This is a genomic window from Saccharospirillum alexandrii (assembly GCF_004000275.1).
GTDB classification, from domain to species: Bacteria; Pseudomonadota; Gammaproteobacteria; order Pseudomonadales; family Natronospirillaceae; genus Saccharospirillum; species Saccharospirillum alexandrii.
In genome coordinates, this window is record NZ_RCIP01000001.1 from 1,196,669 (window position 1) to 1,214,525 (window position 17,857).

Here is a 17,857-nt window from a genome sequence, read left to right on the forward strand (position 1 = left end):
GCCACTCACGATCAATGTGATGCCCGACGGGCTGATCTGACTCGCAACCAAGCCTACGCCCCAGCTTTGTATGACATGTTTCAATACTGTACCGGGATTGTTGGCAAGCGTTCTCAGCCGACGCCCGGACCGTTATAGTGTGGTCTCACTGAGGGCACTTGATGTTTTCGATATTCGCCAGAATTTACAGCACCTGGGTTGGCATCTTACTGATCGCCGGCCTTGCGTTGTTTGTGGCCGTCACACTGGTCAACGATGCCCGTTTCAAACATTTCTCAGACCCCTTGCTGAGTTCTACCGCCCGGTTTGTGCAACAGGGATACCAGCGCCAGGACACAGACGAACGCCGCAAGTCCTGGCTGGACCTGGTATCAACGTTGACCGGTACCAACTGGGTCTCCGCCGACAATCCGCTACAGCAAGCCCAATACAGTGATGTTGACTGGGTCAGCGAAACGGCGCGCTTTATCCATCCTCTTGATGACCGGCAGGCCGTTAGCGTCACCATCAGTGACTGGGAGCATCTGGCCACTGGTCTCGGCTTACTGGTGACTAACGAGCTGTCGTTGGTCCCGGCTGTGCAGCGGGAACAACGCCTGGCCGAGTTGAATGCCGACCTGGGCATCGGCATTGAGCGCCTGGGCTGGCGCAATGAAGGCCTGGGGTTTGTGCTTGAACGTGATCTGGACAACGGACAGGTCGTGGTCGACCGGAACAACACCCTGAAACAGTTTTTTGTCTATGTACCGGCCGGTTCCGAGCAAGCGCTCAGGCTCGGGCCATTTCAGGAATTCGTCTGGCTAACGCCCGATATGACATTGATCTTGCTGATCGGTTTTCTGAGCATTACGGCCCTCGCGCTCTGGCGAGTGCTGAGGCCACTGCAATTTCGGCTGACTCGTATGAACCAGGCCATCGATACCATCGCCGAAACGGGGACATCGCCAGACCTGCCGGAAAATCAGAACGATGCACTGACCGAGATGTGGCGTCACATTCAATCGATGGCTGATCGTCTGATTCAACTTGCCGAGCAAAGCCAGCAACTGAACCAGGCGGTCTCCCACGATCTGAAAACCCCCTTGGCCAGAATGCAGTTTGCGCTGGCCATGCTCGACCCGGATGCCCCTCTGACGGCGCAACTGCAAGCCGATGTCCGCGAATTGAACCAACTGATTGACGAATTGTTGCTGTACCATCAGTTGAGCCAGCAAAGCCCAGCCAGCGGTAGCGATCAGGACTCGGCCTACTGCTTTGTCAGCAATGAACTGAGCGACCTGGTTGATCGCATGCAACCGGGCAGTGGCACTCTTGATCTGGTGCTCGACCCCATCAATCGCGGCAGTATCGCTGCCCACCACTGGCGTCGACTGTGCCGCAACCTGATCAGCAATGCTCTTCAGTACGGACAGGGACAAACGCGTGTCACTCTGAGCGCCCAGCCGCCACACCTGGTGCTCACCGTTGAAGACAACGGCCCGGGGTTCAGGGGCATGAGCCTTGATGACGCCATTCAACCCTTCGTGCGTGGCGACAAGGCGCGCAACCTGAGCCATAACGGTCATGGCATGGGGCTGGCCCTGGTCGCCACCCTGGTTCGTCATTACCAGGGTGAATTGACGCTCGGTCGCAGCGAGCTGGGGGGTGCCTCGGTAACGGTGTCACTCCCAGCCCTGACGCATCAAGCTGAGGCAACCTCATGATGGGCCGTGAAGTGTGCACCCGGCTGTTTGAGACGCTGCTGTTCATGCTCCTGCTGAGCCTCGGCCCGGCTTTGGCCGAAGACGACTGGGGAGAGTGGGACGATCTTCCCGACAATCTGCTTGAATCGCAAAACGATGTCCGGTCACTTGAGGATTTATCGCAACAACTGGATCAGTTAATTGCCGACCGGGCCGGCGCTTCAGGGTCCACTCAGGAGCGCCTGCTGGAGCGCTGGTTAAGCCAGCTGGCCCCCGATGAACGTGAATCGCTGTCACTCGATACACTGCTGTCGCTGCCGGAAGACTGGACCGATGATCAGTTTGAAACCTGGTATGAATCACTGGGTGAAGACTCCGGGGTCAATAGCATCGACGACGATCTTGATGATGATGAAGATGACGACGATCTGGACGATGATACCGAGCTGGAAGACAGCGGCACAGACGATGATAGGGATGAAGAGGACGACGATGACAATGAATAAACGCCTATTACTATTTAAGCGTCTGCGACCTGCCCTGTGGCTGATTTTATTGCTGCCAGTTATGGCTATCGCCGAAACCGACTGGTCAGAGGAACTGACCGCCATTCAGCAATTGCAGGCCGACGGGAACGTCGTACAAGCCGTCATCGACCTGGAAGCCCTGCACAGCCAAAACCCGACCGCTGCCCGCCTGAAGCTGGAACTGGCAGTACTTTACCTACAACTGAACCAGCCAGACACCGCTGAACGCTATCTGGCTGACGTACTGGCCGACCCCGACTTACCGGTGCGGGTGCGCATCAACACCCAGGTGCTGCTGATACAGGCACAGGAAGCCCAGACAGTAAGCGACTATCAGTTCAGCAGTTATCTGGAACTCAGTGCCGGGCAGACTGAGCAGGCGAACAGTGGCTATGCTCAGGTCGGAGGCCAGGGCCAGCTACTGCTGCCTAAAACCGTGTTCTATTCCACCCGGCAATCCTACACCGTGCGACCGCTGATTCAGATGACGGCCTTGTCTCGCCATTACCCGGGCAGAACCGATTCGCCCTGGCTTGGGCGGCTGGAGGGCGGGTTTTCGGTGCGCAACCCCAACGCCATAGTACAACTGACCCTGGGTTTGCAACACGACGACACTCTGGATGGCTGGCTCGGCCGGGTCGCTTTCGCACAAAGCATGGGGGCGTTTCGAGTACGCCTCGCCCATGATCAGTTCTGGCATGATCAGGGCCTCGAAAGCGACAGCCGCGCTGCGCTATCGGCGGCAGTGGGCACGCGCAGCCGGGCGAGCCTGTTCTGGGAAAGCGAGCACCGCAGACTGGACGCCAACGCGACCACCACCACCGACCATGATCTGGGGGTCGGCATCAGCAGCGACTTTGCTGCCTGGGAGACGGAATTCAACCTGGTGCAATCGCTGACCCGCGACCAGCTTGGACTGGAGAACCGCGTCATCTGGCAGCTTGCTCCGGACTGGCGCTTGCGGCTGCGAGTTGATCTGACCGACCTGACTGAGACCGATCCACTGAGCTATGCTGCATCGATCAGCCTGCGATGGACCCCATAGGAACCCGACCATGACGTTCTCCAACTCCAGTGATAAAACAACGACCGGCGAAGCCGAAGCAAGTCAGGCCAGCTATGGCCGACTGGTTCTGGTTGAAGACGATGTCGCCCTGAGCGATCTGACCCGACAATACCTCACCCGCGAAGGGTTCGAGGTGCAGACCGTCGCCGATGGCCTTCAGGCGCCAGACCGCATTCAGGCCTGGGCACCGGACCTGGTGATTCTGGACATTATGTTGCCGGGGCAGGATGGCCTGGAAGTGTGCCGCCAGATCCAGAAGTTTTACCAGGGGCCAATTCTGTTTCTGACCGCTCGTGGTGAATCCCTGGACGAAATTCTCGGGCTGGAACTGGGGGCTGACGATTACCTGACCAAACCCGTCGAACCCCGGGTCCTGCTGGCGCGAATCAAGGCGCATCTGCGTCGCAGCCGCCGTATCACCGCTCCATCGGGCGTCAGCGACGGCACTGTGCTCGATTGGCTCAACGTCGATAAGCGCAATTTAAAAGTCACCTGCCAGGGCCGGGATGTTGAACTGACCCAGCCGGAATTCAACCTGTTGTGCCTGCTGTACGATCAGCCCGGCGTGATTCACAGCCGCGATGACATCATGAAAGCACTGCGCGGCATAGAGTACGATGGGGTATCACGCACCGTGGACATTCTGGTATCCGGCATTCGTCAGAAGCTTGGGCTGGAGAACGCAATACGAACCGTGCGGGGCAAGGGTTATTTGCTCGTGGAATCCCCTTTCTGACTCGACCACTGTGACGCTGATTTGTCAGCGCCGTGCCATTTTCATAAACTGAGCGGCCATCCGATCAACCGAGTCGCTCCATGGTTCACGCCATTGCATCACACCTGATGGGCGCTGTTGCTGCCCTGGCCCTGTTGGGCCATACCCTGTTTCTCGGGGTCTTTCTTTATATCTTTATACTGCTGCGGTTGTTACTTCAGTTTCCCGCCGGGCAACGCTGGGTTAACCCCTGCATCACTGAAATCGCCGCACTGTGGATGGGCGGTATCCTATGGTGGATGCGGCGAATGCAAACAACCCGTTGGGACATCCAGGGACTGGGCCAGCTCAACCCCAGGGGCTGGTATCTGCTTACTGTCAATCACCAGTCCTGGGCCGATATATTTGTGTTGTTCCAGGCCTATCACCGAAAGATTCCGTTGCTGAAATTTTTTATCAAGAAGCAAATGGCCCGCATTCCTGTGGTCGGCCAGGCCTGGTGGGCCCTCGATTTTCCTTTTATGGAGCGTCATTCCAAAGCCTACCTGGAGAAACACCCGGAGAAAGCTGGTCAGGATCTGCTGGCCACTCAACGCGCCTGCGAAAAGTTTTCCGAAATGCCTACCAGCGTCGTTAATTTTCTGGAAGGCACCCGATTTTCGCCGCTCAAACACCAGCAACAGAGCTCCCCATTCCGGCATTTGCTCAGGCCCAAGGCCGGCGGCATCGCCTTTACCATTAGGGCGCTGGGCAGCAAATTCAGCGCGCTGACGAACGTCACCATCGTCTACCCTCAGGGCGTCCCCTCATTTTGGGATCTGCTGTGCGGGCGCATGAACCATGTGATTATGAGCGTTGAAGAAATCGCCATTCCCGATCACTTCAGCCGGGGCGATTACCAGAATGACGATGTCTTTCGCCAGGAAGTGCAGGAGTGGGTGCATTCCATCTGGGCTCGAAAAGACGGGCTCATCGAAGCCTGCCTGAGGGAACACCAGCCTCACTCAAAGGCGGGTTAACGCCAGCGTTCCGCCAGTGTGGTGTCACTCTGTCGCGCATCGAGCCAGCGCGAGGTACCGTCCGGACCGGTTTCTTTTTTCCAGAACGGTGCCTCGGTTTTCAGAACGTCCATCAAAAAAGCTGCACCATCAAACGCCGCTTGCCGGTGGGGGCTGCTGACACCGACAAAGACAATCTGGTCAGCCGGGTGCAAGTCGCCCACCCTGTGAACAACACGCACCCGGTTTAGCGGCCAGCGCCCGGCCGCCTGCTCTGCCAGATGTTGCAGAACCGATTCGGTCATGCCCGGATAATGCTCCAGATGCAGGCCATGAACCGCTTCTCCCTCGTTGAGGTCTCGCACCCGGCCGACAAAGAACACCACGGCGCCGTCATCGGTGTTGTGAGAACAGAGGGCATCGTATTCAGCCTGAACATCAAAATCGTCCGAGCCAACGCGTACCTCTATAGCCGTTGTTCGCATGACTCAACCTCCGGTTACGGGTGGAAACAGTGCGACTTCGTCGCCCGGTAGAAGCGTCGCATTAGATGAGGTCATGTTTTGATTCACGGCCGTCATCAGCTTACCCTGCAGTGCCGGTTGCCACTGAGGGTGCGCCTTGACCAGCCAGTCAAGCAGTGCATCGAGGTCGGGCACTTCCTCAGCCGGAATGTTGAGGCTGGAGACCCCGAGCTCTTCTCGCAAACGGGCAAAAAACTTTACCTGAACCGGTTCAGACATCAGCAACCTCGTCCGCTGTCCAGTGACCTGTTTTGCCGCCTTGTTTCTCCAGCACCCTAAGGCCTTCAATGCACATGCCCGGGTCGACCGCTTTGACCATGTCAAACAAGGTCAGTGCAGTGACCGAAGCCGCGGTCAGCGCTTCCATCTCGACCCCGGTTTTGCCATCGAGCTTGCACCGGGTTTCGATGCGCACACGCCCCTGCACACGCTGCAGTTCAAGCTCGACGCCGATCTTGCTCAGCATCAGCGGGTGGCAAAGGGGAATCAGTTGAGGTGTCAGTTTGGCACCCTGAATGCCAGCCACCCGGGCCACCCCGAAAATGTCGCCCTTGTGGTGACCGCCCTGTTCGATCAGAGTCAGCGCGGCCTCGTTCATGGTCACAAAGGCTTCGGCCCTGGCTTCACGCTGTGACACCGCCTTGCCGGAGACATCGACCATGTTGGCTTCACCCCGGTCGTTCAGGTGACTGAATTCGCTCATAAGACCACCGCCTTCAACTGACCGACGAAATTACAGGGCTTGTGCGTGGAGTCGAGCTGTTCGCGAATGATGCCTTCCCAGCCGGTTCGGCAGGCGCCGGTTGAACCTGGCAAACAGAACACCAGCGTACCGTTGGCAAGCCCGGCCAGAGCCCGGCTCTGTACCGTCGAGGTGCCAATTTCCTGGTAGGAAAGCTGCCTGAACAATTCACCAAAGCCTTCAATGTGCTTATCGAACAGAGGTGCAACGGCTTCGGGCGTCGAATCACGACCGGTAAAGCCGGTGCCTCCGGTCATCAGTACCACCTGGGCATCGGCCGAGGCGATCCAGCGTGACAGGTGGGCCCGCAGTTGGTATACCTCGTCTTTTTCGATCATCGTTTCAATGACCTTATGCCCGGCCGCAGCAGCAGCGTCTGCCAGATACTGACCGGACGTATCGTTGTGCGGGCCGCGCGTATCAGACACCGTTAGCACCACCACGTTCAGGGCTTGCGGCGATGGGTTTGTCTCCGGGTTTATCGGCTTAGTCACCGGTCTCTCCTCTGGGCTTGCCTGGCTGTTTGCGCTTCATCTCAGGCGCAGTGCCTGAAACGCAGCCCAGTCTTCAGGCGTATTTAGGTTGAGGCGGTCGCGTTCATCCAAAGGCTCAGTGAGCCACCGCCCGTTAAAATGTGACATCAAGGCACGCAGGGACCTGGGACCATCTGGCTGATTCAGCCAGGTGGCCAGTGTTTCCCGGAGTGCTGCTGCAGCTGGCACAGCCAGCGGTAGCGGTGCATTGCTGTAAGCCACGGGGGGTGACCCGGCCTTCATGCATTGCTCCAGCCGGCGCAAGCGGTCCAGCGGCAGCGCGGGCATATCCACCGGTATGACCAGCCAGAATGCGGCTTCCGGATGGTGCCTCAGTGCGCTGTACAATCCGGCCAGGGGGCCCCGAAAATCGGGCCAGGCATCGGCGATGCCGCCTGGCCCGCTGTGCCAGACCGGCAGGCCGAGTGCGGACAGGCGCTGGCGTTGCCAGTTCAGCAGGGTGGTATCCGCGATTGGCAGCTGCGCCTTGTCGGTACCCATGCGTCGGCTGCGGCCGCCGGCCAGAATCAGCACAGCCCCCTGTTCAGTCATGACTGTCCACCGCCGTCAGCCTCCGATGATGCTCAGATTCTGGGTGCCACCGGTTTGGCCGTCGTGCAGCAAATGACTCGGCGCTTTGTGCCTGAGCAACGCGGTCAGTCTGTCTTGCAGTTCCGTCGTGGCCACGTGGGGTTGCATCCAGGGACGAACGTCCAGCCCACCGTCTGAAAACAGGCACAGATGCAGCTTTCCCGTTGAGGAAATGCGCAGCCGGTTGCAACTGGAGCAGAAATCCTGACTGTAAGGCATGATCAGGCCAATACGACCCTGATAGTCCGGGTGCCAGAACTCCTCGGCAGGCCCGGCATCCCGGCGTCGCTGCACGGCTTGCCAGCCTGCAGCCAACAATTGCTGTTTCACGGTCTGGCCGCTGATGTGATGCTCTCGAAAGAAGGCCGGGTGATCGCCAGTCTCCATGACCTCGATAAAACGCAAGGTGACCGGGGTGGTCTTCAGCCAATCCAGAAAAGAGGCCAGTTGATCGGGCAGACCACGCATCAACACGGCATTGACCTTGACTGACACGCCCTCTGCGAGTGCCGCCTCCAGCCCGCGCAGTATTTCTGGCAAGCGGTTATGCCCTGTTATGGAATGAAATTCGGCCGGGTCCAGGCTATCGATGGAAACATTCAGTTGGTTTAACCCGGCCTGTCGCCAGCGGGCAATGCGCTCAGCCAACCGGTAACCATTGGTCGTGAGCGCCACGGTCCGGATACCCGGGGTTTGAGCGGCTGCGCTGATGATCTCCGGCAAATCACGGCGCAGGCCTGGTTCCCCGCCCGTAATACGGACCTTTTCAGTACCAAGGGCCGCAAAGGCCGTTAGCGTCTGTCTGATTTCGGGCAGCGTAAGAAAGGACTGATCAGGTTTACCCTGATAGCCATCTGGCAGGCAATAGGTGCAACGAAAATTGCACACATCGGTTACCGACAGCCGCAGGTAATAGAACCGGCGGCCCATCGCGTCTTCTAACATGCATCACCTTTCCAAGTCGGGAGGCTGACGCGTTTCCGCGGCAACCCTGTTGTTCTTCACCGCAGGTGTCGAACAAGGCCCTGGCGTCATATCACGATTGACGTAGACCACCAGGGCTCGGTGGTTTGAAGTTCAGAGTATTGTGCTGTCTGTTTGTCGCCTCCGCTCACTGGGTGAGCGTGTTAATCAGGTTGCTGGAATCATACCCAGGCCGCTGCCGGTGCACAATGGCCGTGGTTCTACACATACTTCAGTCCTTCCTCCAGGGCCTGCTCTGGTGTCATCTCCCGGGGTGGCATGTGCAACCGCTGGCGCACTTCATCGCCCTGGCATGATTCCAGGTGCACGTCGAAGCCCCACAGCCGGTGTACGTGCTTGAGCACTTTGTCGGCGTCTTTGTCGAGCGGTACGTTATTGTGCCGGGTATGGCGCAGCGTCAGTGAACGGTCACCGCGCAAATTGACGTCCACGACCTGGATGTTGGGCTCGCGCATGCTCAGGTTGTACTGCTCTGCCAACATCGCTCGCAGTTTGCGATACCCTTGTTCGTCGTGGATCGCGCTGATCTCGTACTCGCTCTCGTCCTCATCGTCATAGACCGCAAACAGATGCATATCGCGCATGACCTTGGGTGACAGGAACTGCTGAATGAAGCTCTCGTCCTTGAAGTTCTCCATGGCGAAATGCAGTGTATCGAGCCAGTCCTTGCCCGCCAGATCCGGAAACCATTCCCGGTCTTCATCGGTCGGGTGTTCACACATGCGCTTGAGATCCCGGTAAATGTTGAAGCCCAGGGTGTAAGGATTCAGCCCGGAATAGTATTTTGAATCATAGGGGGGCTGGTAGACCACGGCGGAATGACTGGCCAGAAACTCCATCATGAAGCCTTCGGTGATGTACCCCCGGTTGTACATCTCGTTCATTAGGGTGTAATGCCAAAAGCTGGCCCAGCCCTCGTTCATCACCTGTGTCTGGCGCTGGGGGTAAAAATACTGGGCCAGTTTGCGCACAATGCGCACCAGCTCACGTTGCCAGGGTTCCAACAAGGGGGCGTTTTTTTCAATGAAATACAGGATGTTTTCCTGAGGCTCCGGCGGGAAGGTGCGCCGTTCCTGCTGGGTTTCCTTGCCCTCCGATACCGGTATGGTGCGCCACAACAGGTTCACCTGCTGTTGCTGGTAGGCCTCGCGCTCCTCCTGACGGGAGAGTTCTTCGGCCGCTGAAATCGGGGATGGCCGCTTGTAGCGGTCGACGCCATAGTTCTGCAGCGCATGGCAGGAATCCAGTATCCGCTCGACCTCACGCACGCCGTACCGCTCTTCGCATTGGGTCACGTACTGTTTGGCGAAGACCAGGTAATCGATAATCGCGGTCGCATCCGTCCAGGTTTTGAACAGATAGTTATTTTTGAAAAACGAGTTATGACCGTAGCAGGCATGGGCAATCACCAGTGCCTGCATGGGCATGGTGTTCTCTTCCATCAGATAGGCGATGCACGGGCTGGAGTTGATCACAATCTCGTAGGCCAGGCCCATAAAGCCGCGCTGATAATTCTGTTGGGTCTGAAGGAATTGCTTGCCATAAGACCAGTGGTGATAGCCCAGTGGCATGCCAATGGATGAATAGGCATCCATCATCTGCTCCGAGCTGATGATCTCGATCTGGTTGGGGTAGGTATCGAGCCGGTATTCCTGGGCTATCTGGCCGATCACCTCATCGTATTCCTGAATCAGCGGGAAGGTCCATTCACTGCCGGTCGAGATAGGCTTCTGTGTCATGTGGTTTTCCTCTGAAACAACTGGCGGAAGACCGGATAAATATCGGACGGATCAATAATCTGCTCCATCGCGAACTGTTCCGGAAACGCAGCCTGAACATCTTCATAGGCATGCCAGAGCGCCTGGTGGTCTCGCGGTGTAATCTCGATGTAGGAGTAGTACTGCACCAGTGGCATGATCGCCTTGGCCAACAGCTCACGGCACTGGGGCGAGTCGTCATTCCAGTTGTCGCCATCGGATGCCTGGGCCGCGTAAATGTTCCAGGCATTGGACGGGTAGCGGTCGTTTATCACCTCACCCATCATCTTCAATGCACTGGAGACAATGGTGCCGCCGGTTTCACGGGAGTAGAAAAACTCTTCTTCGTCCACTTCTTTGGCACTGGTGTGATGCCTGATAAAGACAACGTCAATTTTCTCGTAGTTGCGCCGCAGAAACAGGTACAGCAACAAGAAGAAGCGCTTGGCCATGTCTTTGGTGTTCTGTGTCATGGAGCCGGAGACGTCCATCAGGCAGAACATGACGGCGGCATTACTGGGCACCGGCACCCGTTCGTTGCGGTTAAAGCGCAGGTCAAAATCATCGATAAATGGCATTCGGCGGATCTTCTGATCCAGTCGTTCAATTTCCTCCTGCCAGGCCAGCAAAGAGTGGCCATCGCGCAAAACCTCCTCTTTCTCCATCTCTTGCTCAACCAGTGCTTTGAGCTCTTTCAGCCGACGCCGGGATTTACCGCTGAGGGCAATACGCCGGGCATGGGCGTTGCGCAATGAGCGAACGATATTGATGCGGTTGGGCACGCCCTGGCTGGTAAAACCGGCATGCCGATAGACGTGGTCGCTCATTTCCTTGAGTTCTTTGCGCACCAGATTGGGCAATTCCAGGTCTTCAAACAGGAACTCGAGAAATTCATCCTGGGTGATGTTGAAGGTAAAGTCGTCCAGCCCTTCCCCGCTGTTGCCAGCCTCTCCACTACCCTGCCCCTGGCCACCGCCGCCGCCCTGTGGCTTGCGAATGCGGTCACCGGAACGGAATTCCTTGTTGCCCGGGTTGATGATGTTGCGCTTGCCACCCCGGCCATGGCCGAAGACTGGCTCGGAAATGTCTTCCGAGGGAATGGAAATGGATTCGCCGTGCTCCATATCGGTGATTGAGCGCTTGTTCACCGCTTCGTTCACCGCCTTTTTGATGTGCTTGCGATACCGTTCCAGGAACCGCCGACGATTAACCGCACTCTTGTTCTTTCCATTTAACCGACGGTCAATCACGTAGGAATTCATCATACTGTGACCTCTGTGTGTCGGGCTGACCGGGTTGGCCGGCTGGCGGGCAAGGGTGTTGCCTGCTGGCCAGCCGTTTCGAAAACGATCAGGACGACTTGCGCACTCTCAAATACCATTCGCTCAGCAGACGCACCTGCTTCTCGGTGTAACCACGGTTGACCATGCGCCGCACAAAATCCTGATGTTTCTTCTCGTCATCGGTCGATGACTTGGCCGAATAGGAAATCACCGGCAGCAGATCTTCGGTGTTCGAGAACATCTTCTTCTCGATGACTGCGCGCAGTTTCTCGTAGCTCTGCCAGCTCGGGTTACGACCCTCGTTGTTGGCCCGGGCGCGCAACACGAAATTGACGATTTCGTTGCGGAAGTCTTTTGGGTTGGAGATGCCCGCGGGTTTCTCAATCTTTTCCAGTTCTTCGTTCAGTGCCGCGCGGTCCAGAATCTCGCCGGTTTCGGGATCGCGGAACTCCTGATCCTGTATCCAGAAATCAGCATAAGTAACGTAGCGATCAAATATATTCTGTCCGTACTCGGAGTAGCTTTCGAGGTAAGCGGTCTGAATCTCCTTGCCGATGAAATCCACATAACGTGGCGCCAGGTATTCTTTCAGGTGCGCCAGATAACGATCGTGCACTTCCTGGGGGAATTGCTGCTGTTCGATCTGTTCTTCCAGCACGTAAAGCAGATGCACCGGGTTGGCAGCCACCTCGGTGGCGTCGAAGTTGAACACCTTCGACAGTATCTTGAACGCGAACCGGGTCGAGAGGCCGTCCATACCTTCGTCGACACCGGCGGAATCCTTGTACTCCTGAATGGTTTTGGCCTTGGGGTCGGTGTCTTTCAGGTTTTCGCCATCGTAGACGCGCATTTTCGAATAAACGTTGGAGTTTTCGGGTTCCTTTAGACGAGACAGAACCGAGAATTGGGCCAGCATTTTCAGGGTATCCGGTGCACAGGGTGACGCCGACAGTGAACTGTTTTCGATCAGCTTGCGATAGATATTGATTTCTTCGGTGACCCGGGTGCAATACGGCACCTTGACGATGAACACACGGTCCAGAAACGCTTCGTTGTTTTTGTTGTTACGAAACGCCTTCCACTCCGATTCGTTACTGTGCGCCAGCACCGTACCCGAGAAGGGTATGGCACTCATGCCTTCAGTGGCGTTGTAGTTGCCTTCCTGTGTGGCGGTGAGCAACGGGTGCAGCACCTTGATCGGCGCCTTAAACATCTCGACAAATTCCATCAGGCCCTGGTTCGCTTTGCACAGGGCGCCCGAGAAGCTGTAGGCGTCCGGGTCGTTCTGGGGGAAATCCTCAAGCATGCGGATATCGACTTTACCGACCAGTGCTGAAATATCCTGGTTGTTTTCGTCACCCGGTTCTGTCTTGGCAACCGCGACCTGGTCGGTGATGGATGGGAACAGCTTCACCACCCGAAACTGACTGATGTCGCCGCCATACTCATGCAGGCGTTTAACCGCCCAGGGTGACATGATGGACCGAAGATACCGGGTCGGGATGCCGTACCGCTCTTCGAGAATGGCACCGTCTTCATCCGGGTCAAACAGGCTGAGCGGGCTCTCGTACACCGGCGAGCCTTTAATGGCATAGAACGGGACTGTCTCGATCAATTGCTTCAATCGCTCGGCCAGCGACGATTTACCCCCACCCACCGGGCCCAGCAAATAAAGAATCTGTTTCTTCTCTTCCAGCCCCTGAGCGGCGTGGCGGAAGTAGGAAACGATCTGCTCGATCGGCTCTTCCATGCCATAGAATTCTTCAAAGGCCGGGTAACGCCGGATGATTTTGTTGGAGAAAATGCGGCTGAGCCTCGAGTCTTTGGCGGTATCGATGACCTGAGGCTCGCCAATGGCGGCGAGCATGCGCTCGGGTGCCGATGAGTAGGCCATCGGGTCCTCTTTGCAAAGGCTGAGGTACTCCTCGAGGGAATACTCCTCCAGCAACCTGGCTTCGTAACGTGACTGAAAGTGCTTGAAAATATCCATGAACGACCCCCTAAAACGCTAACAATTAGGCTCTTTCCATGAGCGATGTCTATCATGCTTCAGTGTTTATCAATCCAACGGTTTCCTGGCTGCAAAGTACGCGCCAGTGTAAAAAACCAGACAGGTTAAGATGAGGTGCCGGCCGCCCGGCGTACTCCGTTTTTTGCAATGAACAAGCGAAGAAAGATGAACTCTGGCTGAATGCATTTCGGGCCGGAAGTTCCTGTCTTCTTACATTCTTAAGGTTAGTCCAGACGCCGTGCAATGGCAGGCAAATAACGGTATTTTTTGAGAATTTACAGTTGGATAGCAAAGCAGGGGGCGTGTTTTTGACCCTTGAAAGTCAGTCGGAAACCGTCGCCTGAAGCTGCCAGTCGACGGGTGTTTGACCGGTGCCACGTAAATAGGCATTTGCCTTCGAAAAGTGCCCGGATCCAAACCAGCCCCGATGTGCTGACAAAGGCGATGGATGTGGAGCCGTCAACACACAGTGACGCTGACGGTCAATCATTTGACCTTTCTTCTGAGCGTAGCTGCCCCACAACATAAACACTACGTCGTCCCGGTGCCGGTTAATGTGGTCGATCACGGCATCGGTGACGGCTTCCCAGCCTTTGCCCTGGTGCGCATTGGCCTGGCCCTGCTCAACCGTCAGTACCGCATTCAGCAGCAATACACCCTGCTGAGTCCAGGGCGTCAGATCACCGCTGTCAGGCGGGCTGAACGGCACATCACTGGCCAGCTCCTTGAAGATATTGCGTAAGCTGGGTGGAAACCGAACCCCGGTAGGGACTGAAAAGCTCAGCCCCTGTGCCTGACCTGGGCCGTGATAAGGGTCTTGCCCCAAAATGACGACCTTGACCTGCTCGACCGGTGTGGCATTAAGCGCTCTGAACACAGACTCGGCGGGCGGATACAGCTGCGCGCCCCCGGCCGCGCGCTGGTTAAGCCATTGCACCAGAGTGCGCTGTTGCGGCTCGGCGAGAATGGGGCCAAGCGCTGCCCTCCAGCCCGGGTCAGTCAGGGCGAGGTCAGGGTCCAGTGTCCAGCCCGGTGTGGTTGGATCCGGTTGCACCATCGGATCAGTCCTGTGCAATGCGGATCAGCGCGCGACGCTGAATTTTGCCGGACAGCATGGCGTCGATACGGGGCCCCAGTTCATCGAGCGACAGGGTGTCACACATCGAACTTAGCAGAGGCAGCTTCCACAGCCCGGCATACTTGGCCAGCACCCGGGTGCGGGCATCGAGTGGCGCATCGGCACTCGCGACACCCAGCAAGTTCACGCCTCGCAGAATAAACGGGAATATATCGGCGGGAAGCGCCGTGCCACCCACTATGCCACAGGCCGCTACTGACCCGCCAAAACGCAAGCTCTTGAGAATATTGACCAGGGTATGTTCCCCGATGGTATCGATGGCACCGGCGAACTGAGCCGGTCGCAAGGCCTTCCGGTCCGGTTCACTCAGCGCTTCCCGGGGCAGTATGTCTGTGGCACCCAGTTGTCGCAGCCAGTCATGGGCCTCAGTCTTGCCAGTGACAGCGGTCACCTTGTAGCCCAAAGTCGAGAGCAAATGCACTGCCAGACTGCCGACGCCTCCCGTTGCGCCAGTAACCAGTATAGGGCCATCGTCGGCACGGACACCGGTTTCAATCAGTTTTTCCAGGCAATAGGCCGCCGTTACCCCGGCGGTACCGAGCCGCATGCTGTCGGCCATGCTCAGACCCGTTGGCAGGGTCACCACCCAGTCGGCCGGAACACAGACGTAGTCGGCAAAGCCACCCTGGGTGTTCATGCCCAGATCAAAACCGATCACGGCGACTTCGGTCCCCGGCTGAAACTGACCGGACCGGTCACGTTCAACGACGCCCGCGGCATCGATGCCGGGCGTGTGGGGGTAGTAGCGGCTCACGCCTTTGTGGCCGTTTGCGGACAGCGCATCCTTGTAGTTCAGCGACGACCAGTGCACCCGTATCAGTACATCGTGATCGGGCAGTTCGCTCATTGCCCGATCTTCAATAGCGCGAGTCACCCCGTCATCGGTGAGGTGTATTCGTAATGCTCGATAAGTGGTCATGGTTGCCCCCTGCCTGTCTGCTGCGGATACCGGAACCGAAACGCTCCGGCAAGAATCAGTCTAACCACATACGGGATGAACGGGTTATACCGCTTTAGTCGCCCTCAAACTCACACAGAGCACGAACCGTATAGCCGGCATGCCTCAGCGTCTGGCTGCCACCGAGGTCGGGCAGATCGACAATGGCCGTGCATTCAACCACCTCAGCCCCCAGCCGCTGGACCAGTGAACAGGCCGCGACCAGAGTGCCACCGGTGGCAATGAGGTCATCGATCACCAGTACACGCTGACCTGGTTTAAGTGCATCCGCATGAATCTGAAGTACCGCCTGACCGTATTCCAGCTCATAGGCCTCTTCCAGCGTGTCAAACGGCAGTTTGCCTTGCTTGCGTACCGGTACAAAGGCGGTATTAAGCTGATAGGCCAGTGGCGCACCCAAAATGAAACCACGGGCATCTATACCGACCACGGCATCGATTTCATACTCGAAATACCGGTGTACGAAGGCATCGATCAGCTGACGAAACACCCGCGCGTCAGACAACAGCGTAGTGATGTCACGAAACTGCACCCCGGGCTTGGGCCAGTCCGGCACGGTGCGGATGTGAGCTTTGGGGTCAAACAACCCGGCCTGGTTTTCGCTGTTCTGTACTGAATTATTTGGCACTGACTATTCCACTTCACATAAAAAACGGGGCCATTGTAGCGGCCCCGTTTTATTTTCGCGATGCTTCTGACGGGCTTAGCCCGTCAGGCTGTTACAGAAAGACGTACTTCAGCAAGGCTGCACCGGCAATGATGTAGACGCTGATGTTCACGTCTTTCGCCTTGCCGGCGAATACTTTGACGACAGCATAGGTGATGAAACCGGCCGCGATGCCCTCTGCAATGGAATAGGTCAGCGGCATCATGACGGCTGTCACCACGACCGGAGCGGCTTCGGTCAGGTCTTTCCAGTCAACGCTGGAAATCGACGAAATCATCAGCACTGCGACAAACAACAGGGCCGACGCCGTCGCGTAGGAAGGAATCATCTGGGCTAGCGGCGAGAAGAACAGAGCCAGCAGGAACAGTACCGACACAGTCAGTGCAGTCAGGCCAGAACGCCCACCGGCCGCGATGCCCGCACCACTCTCAATGTAACTGGTGGTGGTCGAGGTGCCCAGCAATGACCCCGCCACAGAGGCCGTACTGTCAGCCATCAGGGCCTTACCCAGGCGCGGCAGCTTGCCGTCTTTGTCGAGCAACTTGCCTTCTTTGGCAACGGCCACCAGCGTACCCGAGGTATCGAACACATCCACAAACAGGAACGCCAGAATGACAGCAATCAGGCTCAGTTCCAGGGCGCCAAGAATATCCAGCTGGAAGAAGGTGGCACCGAGGCCCGTCGGCATGGATACCAGGCCGTTGTATTCAACCAGACCGAAAAAGAAGCCGGCAACCGTGGTAGCCAGAATGCCTATGATGACGCTGCCGGTAACGCCCCGGTGGTGCAAGGCTGTGATCAGCGCAAAACCCAGAAACGCGAGAATCACCTGCGGTGAGCTCAGATCGCCCGGGCCAACCAGGGTGGCATCGTTATTGACCACTACGCCCGCACCCTGCAAGCCAATAATGGCCAGGAACAAACCAATACCAACGGCAATGCCGGTTTTCATCGACCCGGGAATGGCGTTGATGATCCACTCCCGTACTTTAAAGGCACTGAGCAGCACAAACAGGATACCGGACCAGAACACACAGCCCAGCGCCACTTCCCAGCTAACACCCATGCCCATCACAACACCAAAGGTGAAGAAGGCGTTGAGACCCATGCCCGGGGCCAGTGCCACCGGGTAATTAGCCAGCAAACCCATGATGCCGGTGCCCAGGGCAGCGGCAATACAGGTAGCCACAAACACAGCGTCGAACGGCATGCCTGTCGCCGACAGGATGCCCGGGTTCACGGCGATGATATACGCCATGGTCAGGAAAGTAGAAATACCCGCAAGCACTTCGGTGCGAACATCGGTTCCGAGTTCTTTCAGCTTGAAGAATTGTTCCAGCATGATGATTCCTATTATAGGCAACCCAAATGGGCGTCTGTACGAACGCAGCCAACTGGTCAGTCGCCTTGTTTTTATGATTTTCCGTAACAGCGGTTATGGTGTGTAACCACTGTGGTGTTTTGTAACAGCGGCGATTTTCGCAGACTTTACACGCGCAAGCACCTCTGGACCGTTCGGTCAGAATTTAAGTTAGCAGAAGCCGTGCCAGGAAAGGGGATTTTTGGATAACTCACGTTTCGGAGTTCGCGGTTGACTAAGTGGCATGGGTCCGCCCCCCGGGCAGCCGCCGCTTGTCACCTCAGCGCATTCTGTGACTTGAGTTACAAACAAGGAATACAC

The 17,857-nt window shown here is 57.1% G+C and carries 18 protein-coding genes and 1 riboswitch; of the genes, 5 read left to right on the forward strand and 13 right to left on the reverse strand.

From position 1 onward, the window contains the following. The first annotated feature begins 161 nt into the window (after window positions 1-161). The 5 genes from EP166_RS05405 (at window position 162) to EP166_RS05425 (ending at window position 5,009) form a co-directional block, all read left to right on the forward strand. Window positions 162-1,703 (forward strand): ATP-binding protein, encoded by a 1,542-nt coding sequence (locus tag EP166_RS05405; protein ID WP_127555754.1) that lies wholly within the window; start codon window positions 162-164, stop codon window positions 1,701-1,703. Beyond that, a complete protein-coding gene (locus tag EP166_RS21110) occupies window positions 1,700-2,188 on the forward strand; it encodes a hypothetical protein (protein ID WP_164743828.1) in 489 nt (162 codons plus the stop codon). Before EP166_RS05405 ends, EP166_RS21110 begins: the two co-directional genes overlap by 4 nt. Then, window positions 2,181-3,254: a tetratricopeptide repeat protein gene (locus tag EP166_RS05415; protein ID WP_127555755.1), complete on the forward strand. Its 1,074-nt coding sequence runs from the start codon at window positions 2,181-2,183 to the stop codon at window positions 3,252-3,254. Before EP166_RS21110 ends, EP166_RS05415 begins: the two co-directional genes overlap by 8 nt. Window positions 3,255-3,264: 10 nt before the next feature. Next, a complete protein-coding gene (locus EP166_RS05420; protein WP_127555756.1) occupies window positions 3,265-4,011 on the forward strand; it encodes a response regulator transcription factor in 747 nt (248 codons plus the stop codon). A gap of 80 nt (window positions 4,012-4,091) precedes the next feature. Further along, window positions 4,092-5,009, forward strand: a complete 918-nt coding sequence (locus EP166_RS05425; RefSeq protein ID WP_127555757.1) for an acyltransferase — start codon at window positions 4,092-4,094, stop codon at window positions 5,007-5,009. Here EP166_RS05425 and moaE read toward each other — a convergent pair. From moaE to EP166_RS05490, 13 genes are all read right to left on the reverse strand, one after another. Next, window positions 5,006-5,473 carry a molybdopterin synthase catalytic subunit MoaE gene (gene moaE / locus EP166_RS05430; protein ID WP_127555758.1) on the reverse strand — a complete coding sequence of 156 codons (468 nt, stop codon included), beginning with the start codon at window positions 5,471-5,473 and terminating at the stop codon, window positions 5,006-5,008. The genes EP166_RS05425 and moaE overlap by 4 nt on opposite strands. Window positions 5,474-5,476: 3 nt before the next feature. After that, on the reverse strand, window positions 5,477-5,731 hold the full coding sequence (locus EP166_RS05435; RefSeq protein WP_127555759.1) for a MoaD/ThiS family protein: 255 nt from the start codon (window positions 5,729-5,731) through the stop codon (window positions 5,477-5,479). After that, window positions 5,724-6,215: a cyclic pyranopterin monophosphate synthase MoaC gene (moaC, locus tag EP166_RS05440; protein ID WP_127555760.1), complete on the reverse strand. Its 492-nt coding sequence runs from the start codon at window positions 6,213-6,215 to the stop codon at window positions 5,724-5,726. Before moaC ends, EP166_RS05435 begins: the two co-directional genes overlap by 8 nt. After that, window positions 6,212-6,748 (reverse strand): molybdenum cofactor biosynthesis protein B, encoded by a 537-nt coding sequence (gene moaB, locus EP166_RS05445; protein WP_246026219.1) that lies wholly within the window; start codon window positions 6,746-6,748, stop codon window positions 6,212-6,214. The genes moaC and moaB overlap by 4 nt, the downstream gene beginning before the upstream one ends. Before the next feature lie 36 nt (window positions 6,749-6,784). After that, complete coding sequence (gene mobA, locus EP166_RS05450) at window positions 6,785-7,339, reverse strand: molybdenum cofactor guanylyltransferase (RefSeq protein WP_127555761.1); 555 nt, start codon at window positions 7,337-7,339, stop codon at window positions 6,785-6,787. Between the two features lie 15 nt (window positions 7,340-7,354). Continuing rightward, the gene (moaA, locus tag EP166_RS05455) at window positions 7,355-8,323 is read right to left on the reverse strand and encodes a GTP 3',8-cyclase MoaA (RefSeq protein ID WP_127555762.1); all 969 of its coding nucleotides are present in this window, start codon (window positions 8,321-8,323) and stop codon (window positions 7,355-7,357) included. After that, a riboswitch (molybdenum cofactor riboswitch) is annotated at window positions 8,312-8,458 on the reverse strand. Its footprint overlaps the gene before it by 12 nt. A gap of 104 nt (window positions 8,459-8,562) precedes the next feature. After that, a complete protein-coding gene (locus EP166_RS05460) occupies window positions 8,563-10,101 on the reverse strand; it encodes a SpoVR family protein (protein ID WP_127555763.1) in 1,539 nt (512 codons plus the stop codon). After that, entirely contained in the window at window positions 10,098-11,384 is a 1,287-nt protein-coding gene (locus EP166_RS05465; protein WP_127555764.1) for a YeaH/YhbH family protein, read from the reverse strand. Before EP166_RS05465 ends, EP166_RS05460 begins: the two co-directional genes overlap by 4 nt. Window positions 11,385-11,469: 85 nt before the next feature. Beyond that, window positions 11,470-13,392 carry a PrkA family serine protein kinase gene (locus EP166_RS05470; RefSeq protein WP_127555765.1) on the reverse strand — a complete coding sequence of 641 codons (1,923 nt, stop codon included), beginning with the start codon at window positions 13,390-13,392 and terminating at the stop codon, window positions 11,470-11,472. Between the two features lie 343 nt (window positions 13,393-13,735). After that, the gene (gene ung, locus EP166_RS05475) at window positions 13,736-14,470 is read right to left on the reverse strand and encodes a uracil-DNA glycosylase (protein WP_127555766.1); all 735 of its coding nucleotides are present in this window, start codon (window positions 14,468-14,470) and stop codon (window positions 13,736-13,738) included. A 4-nt stretch (window positions 14,471-14,474) separates the two neighbouring features. Continuing rightward, on the reverse strand, window positions 14,475-15,470 hold the full coding sequence (locus EP166_RS05480; RefSeq protein WP_127555767.1) for a YhdH/YhfP family quinone oxidoreductase: 996 nt from the start codon (window positions 15,468-15,470) through the stop codon (window positions 14,475-14,477). A 94-nt stretch (window positions 15,471-15,564) separates the two neighbouring features. Further along, entirely contained in the window at window positions 15,565-16,137 is a 573-nt protein-coding gene (locus tag EP166_RS05485) for an adenine phosphoribosyltransferase (RefSeq protein ID WP_246026220.1), read from the reverse strand. A 91-nt stretch (window positions 16,138-16,228) separates the two neighbouring features. Then, window positions 16,229-17,524 (reverse strand): NCS2 family permease, encoded by a 1,296-nt coding sequence (locus tag EP166_RS05490; RefSeq protein WP_425470011.1) that lies wholly within the window; start codon window positions 17,522-17,524, stop codon window positions 16,229-16,231. Between the last annotated feature and the right edge of the window lie 333 nt (window positions 17,525-17,857).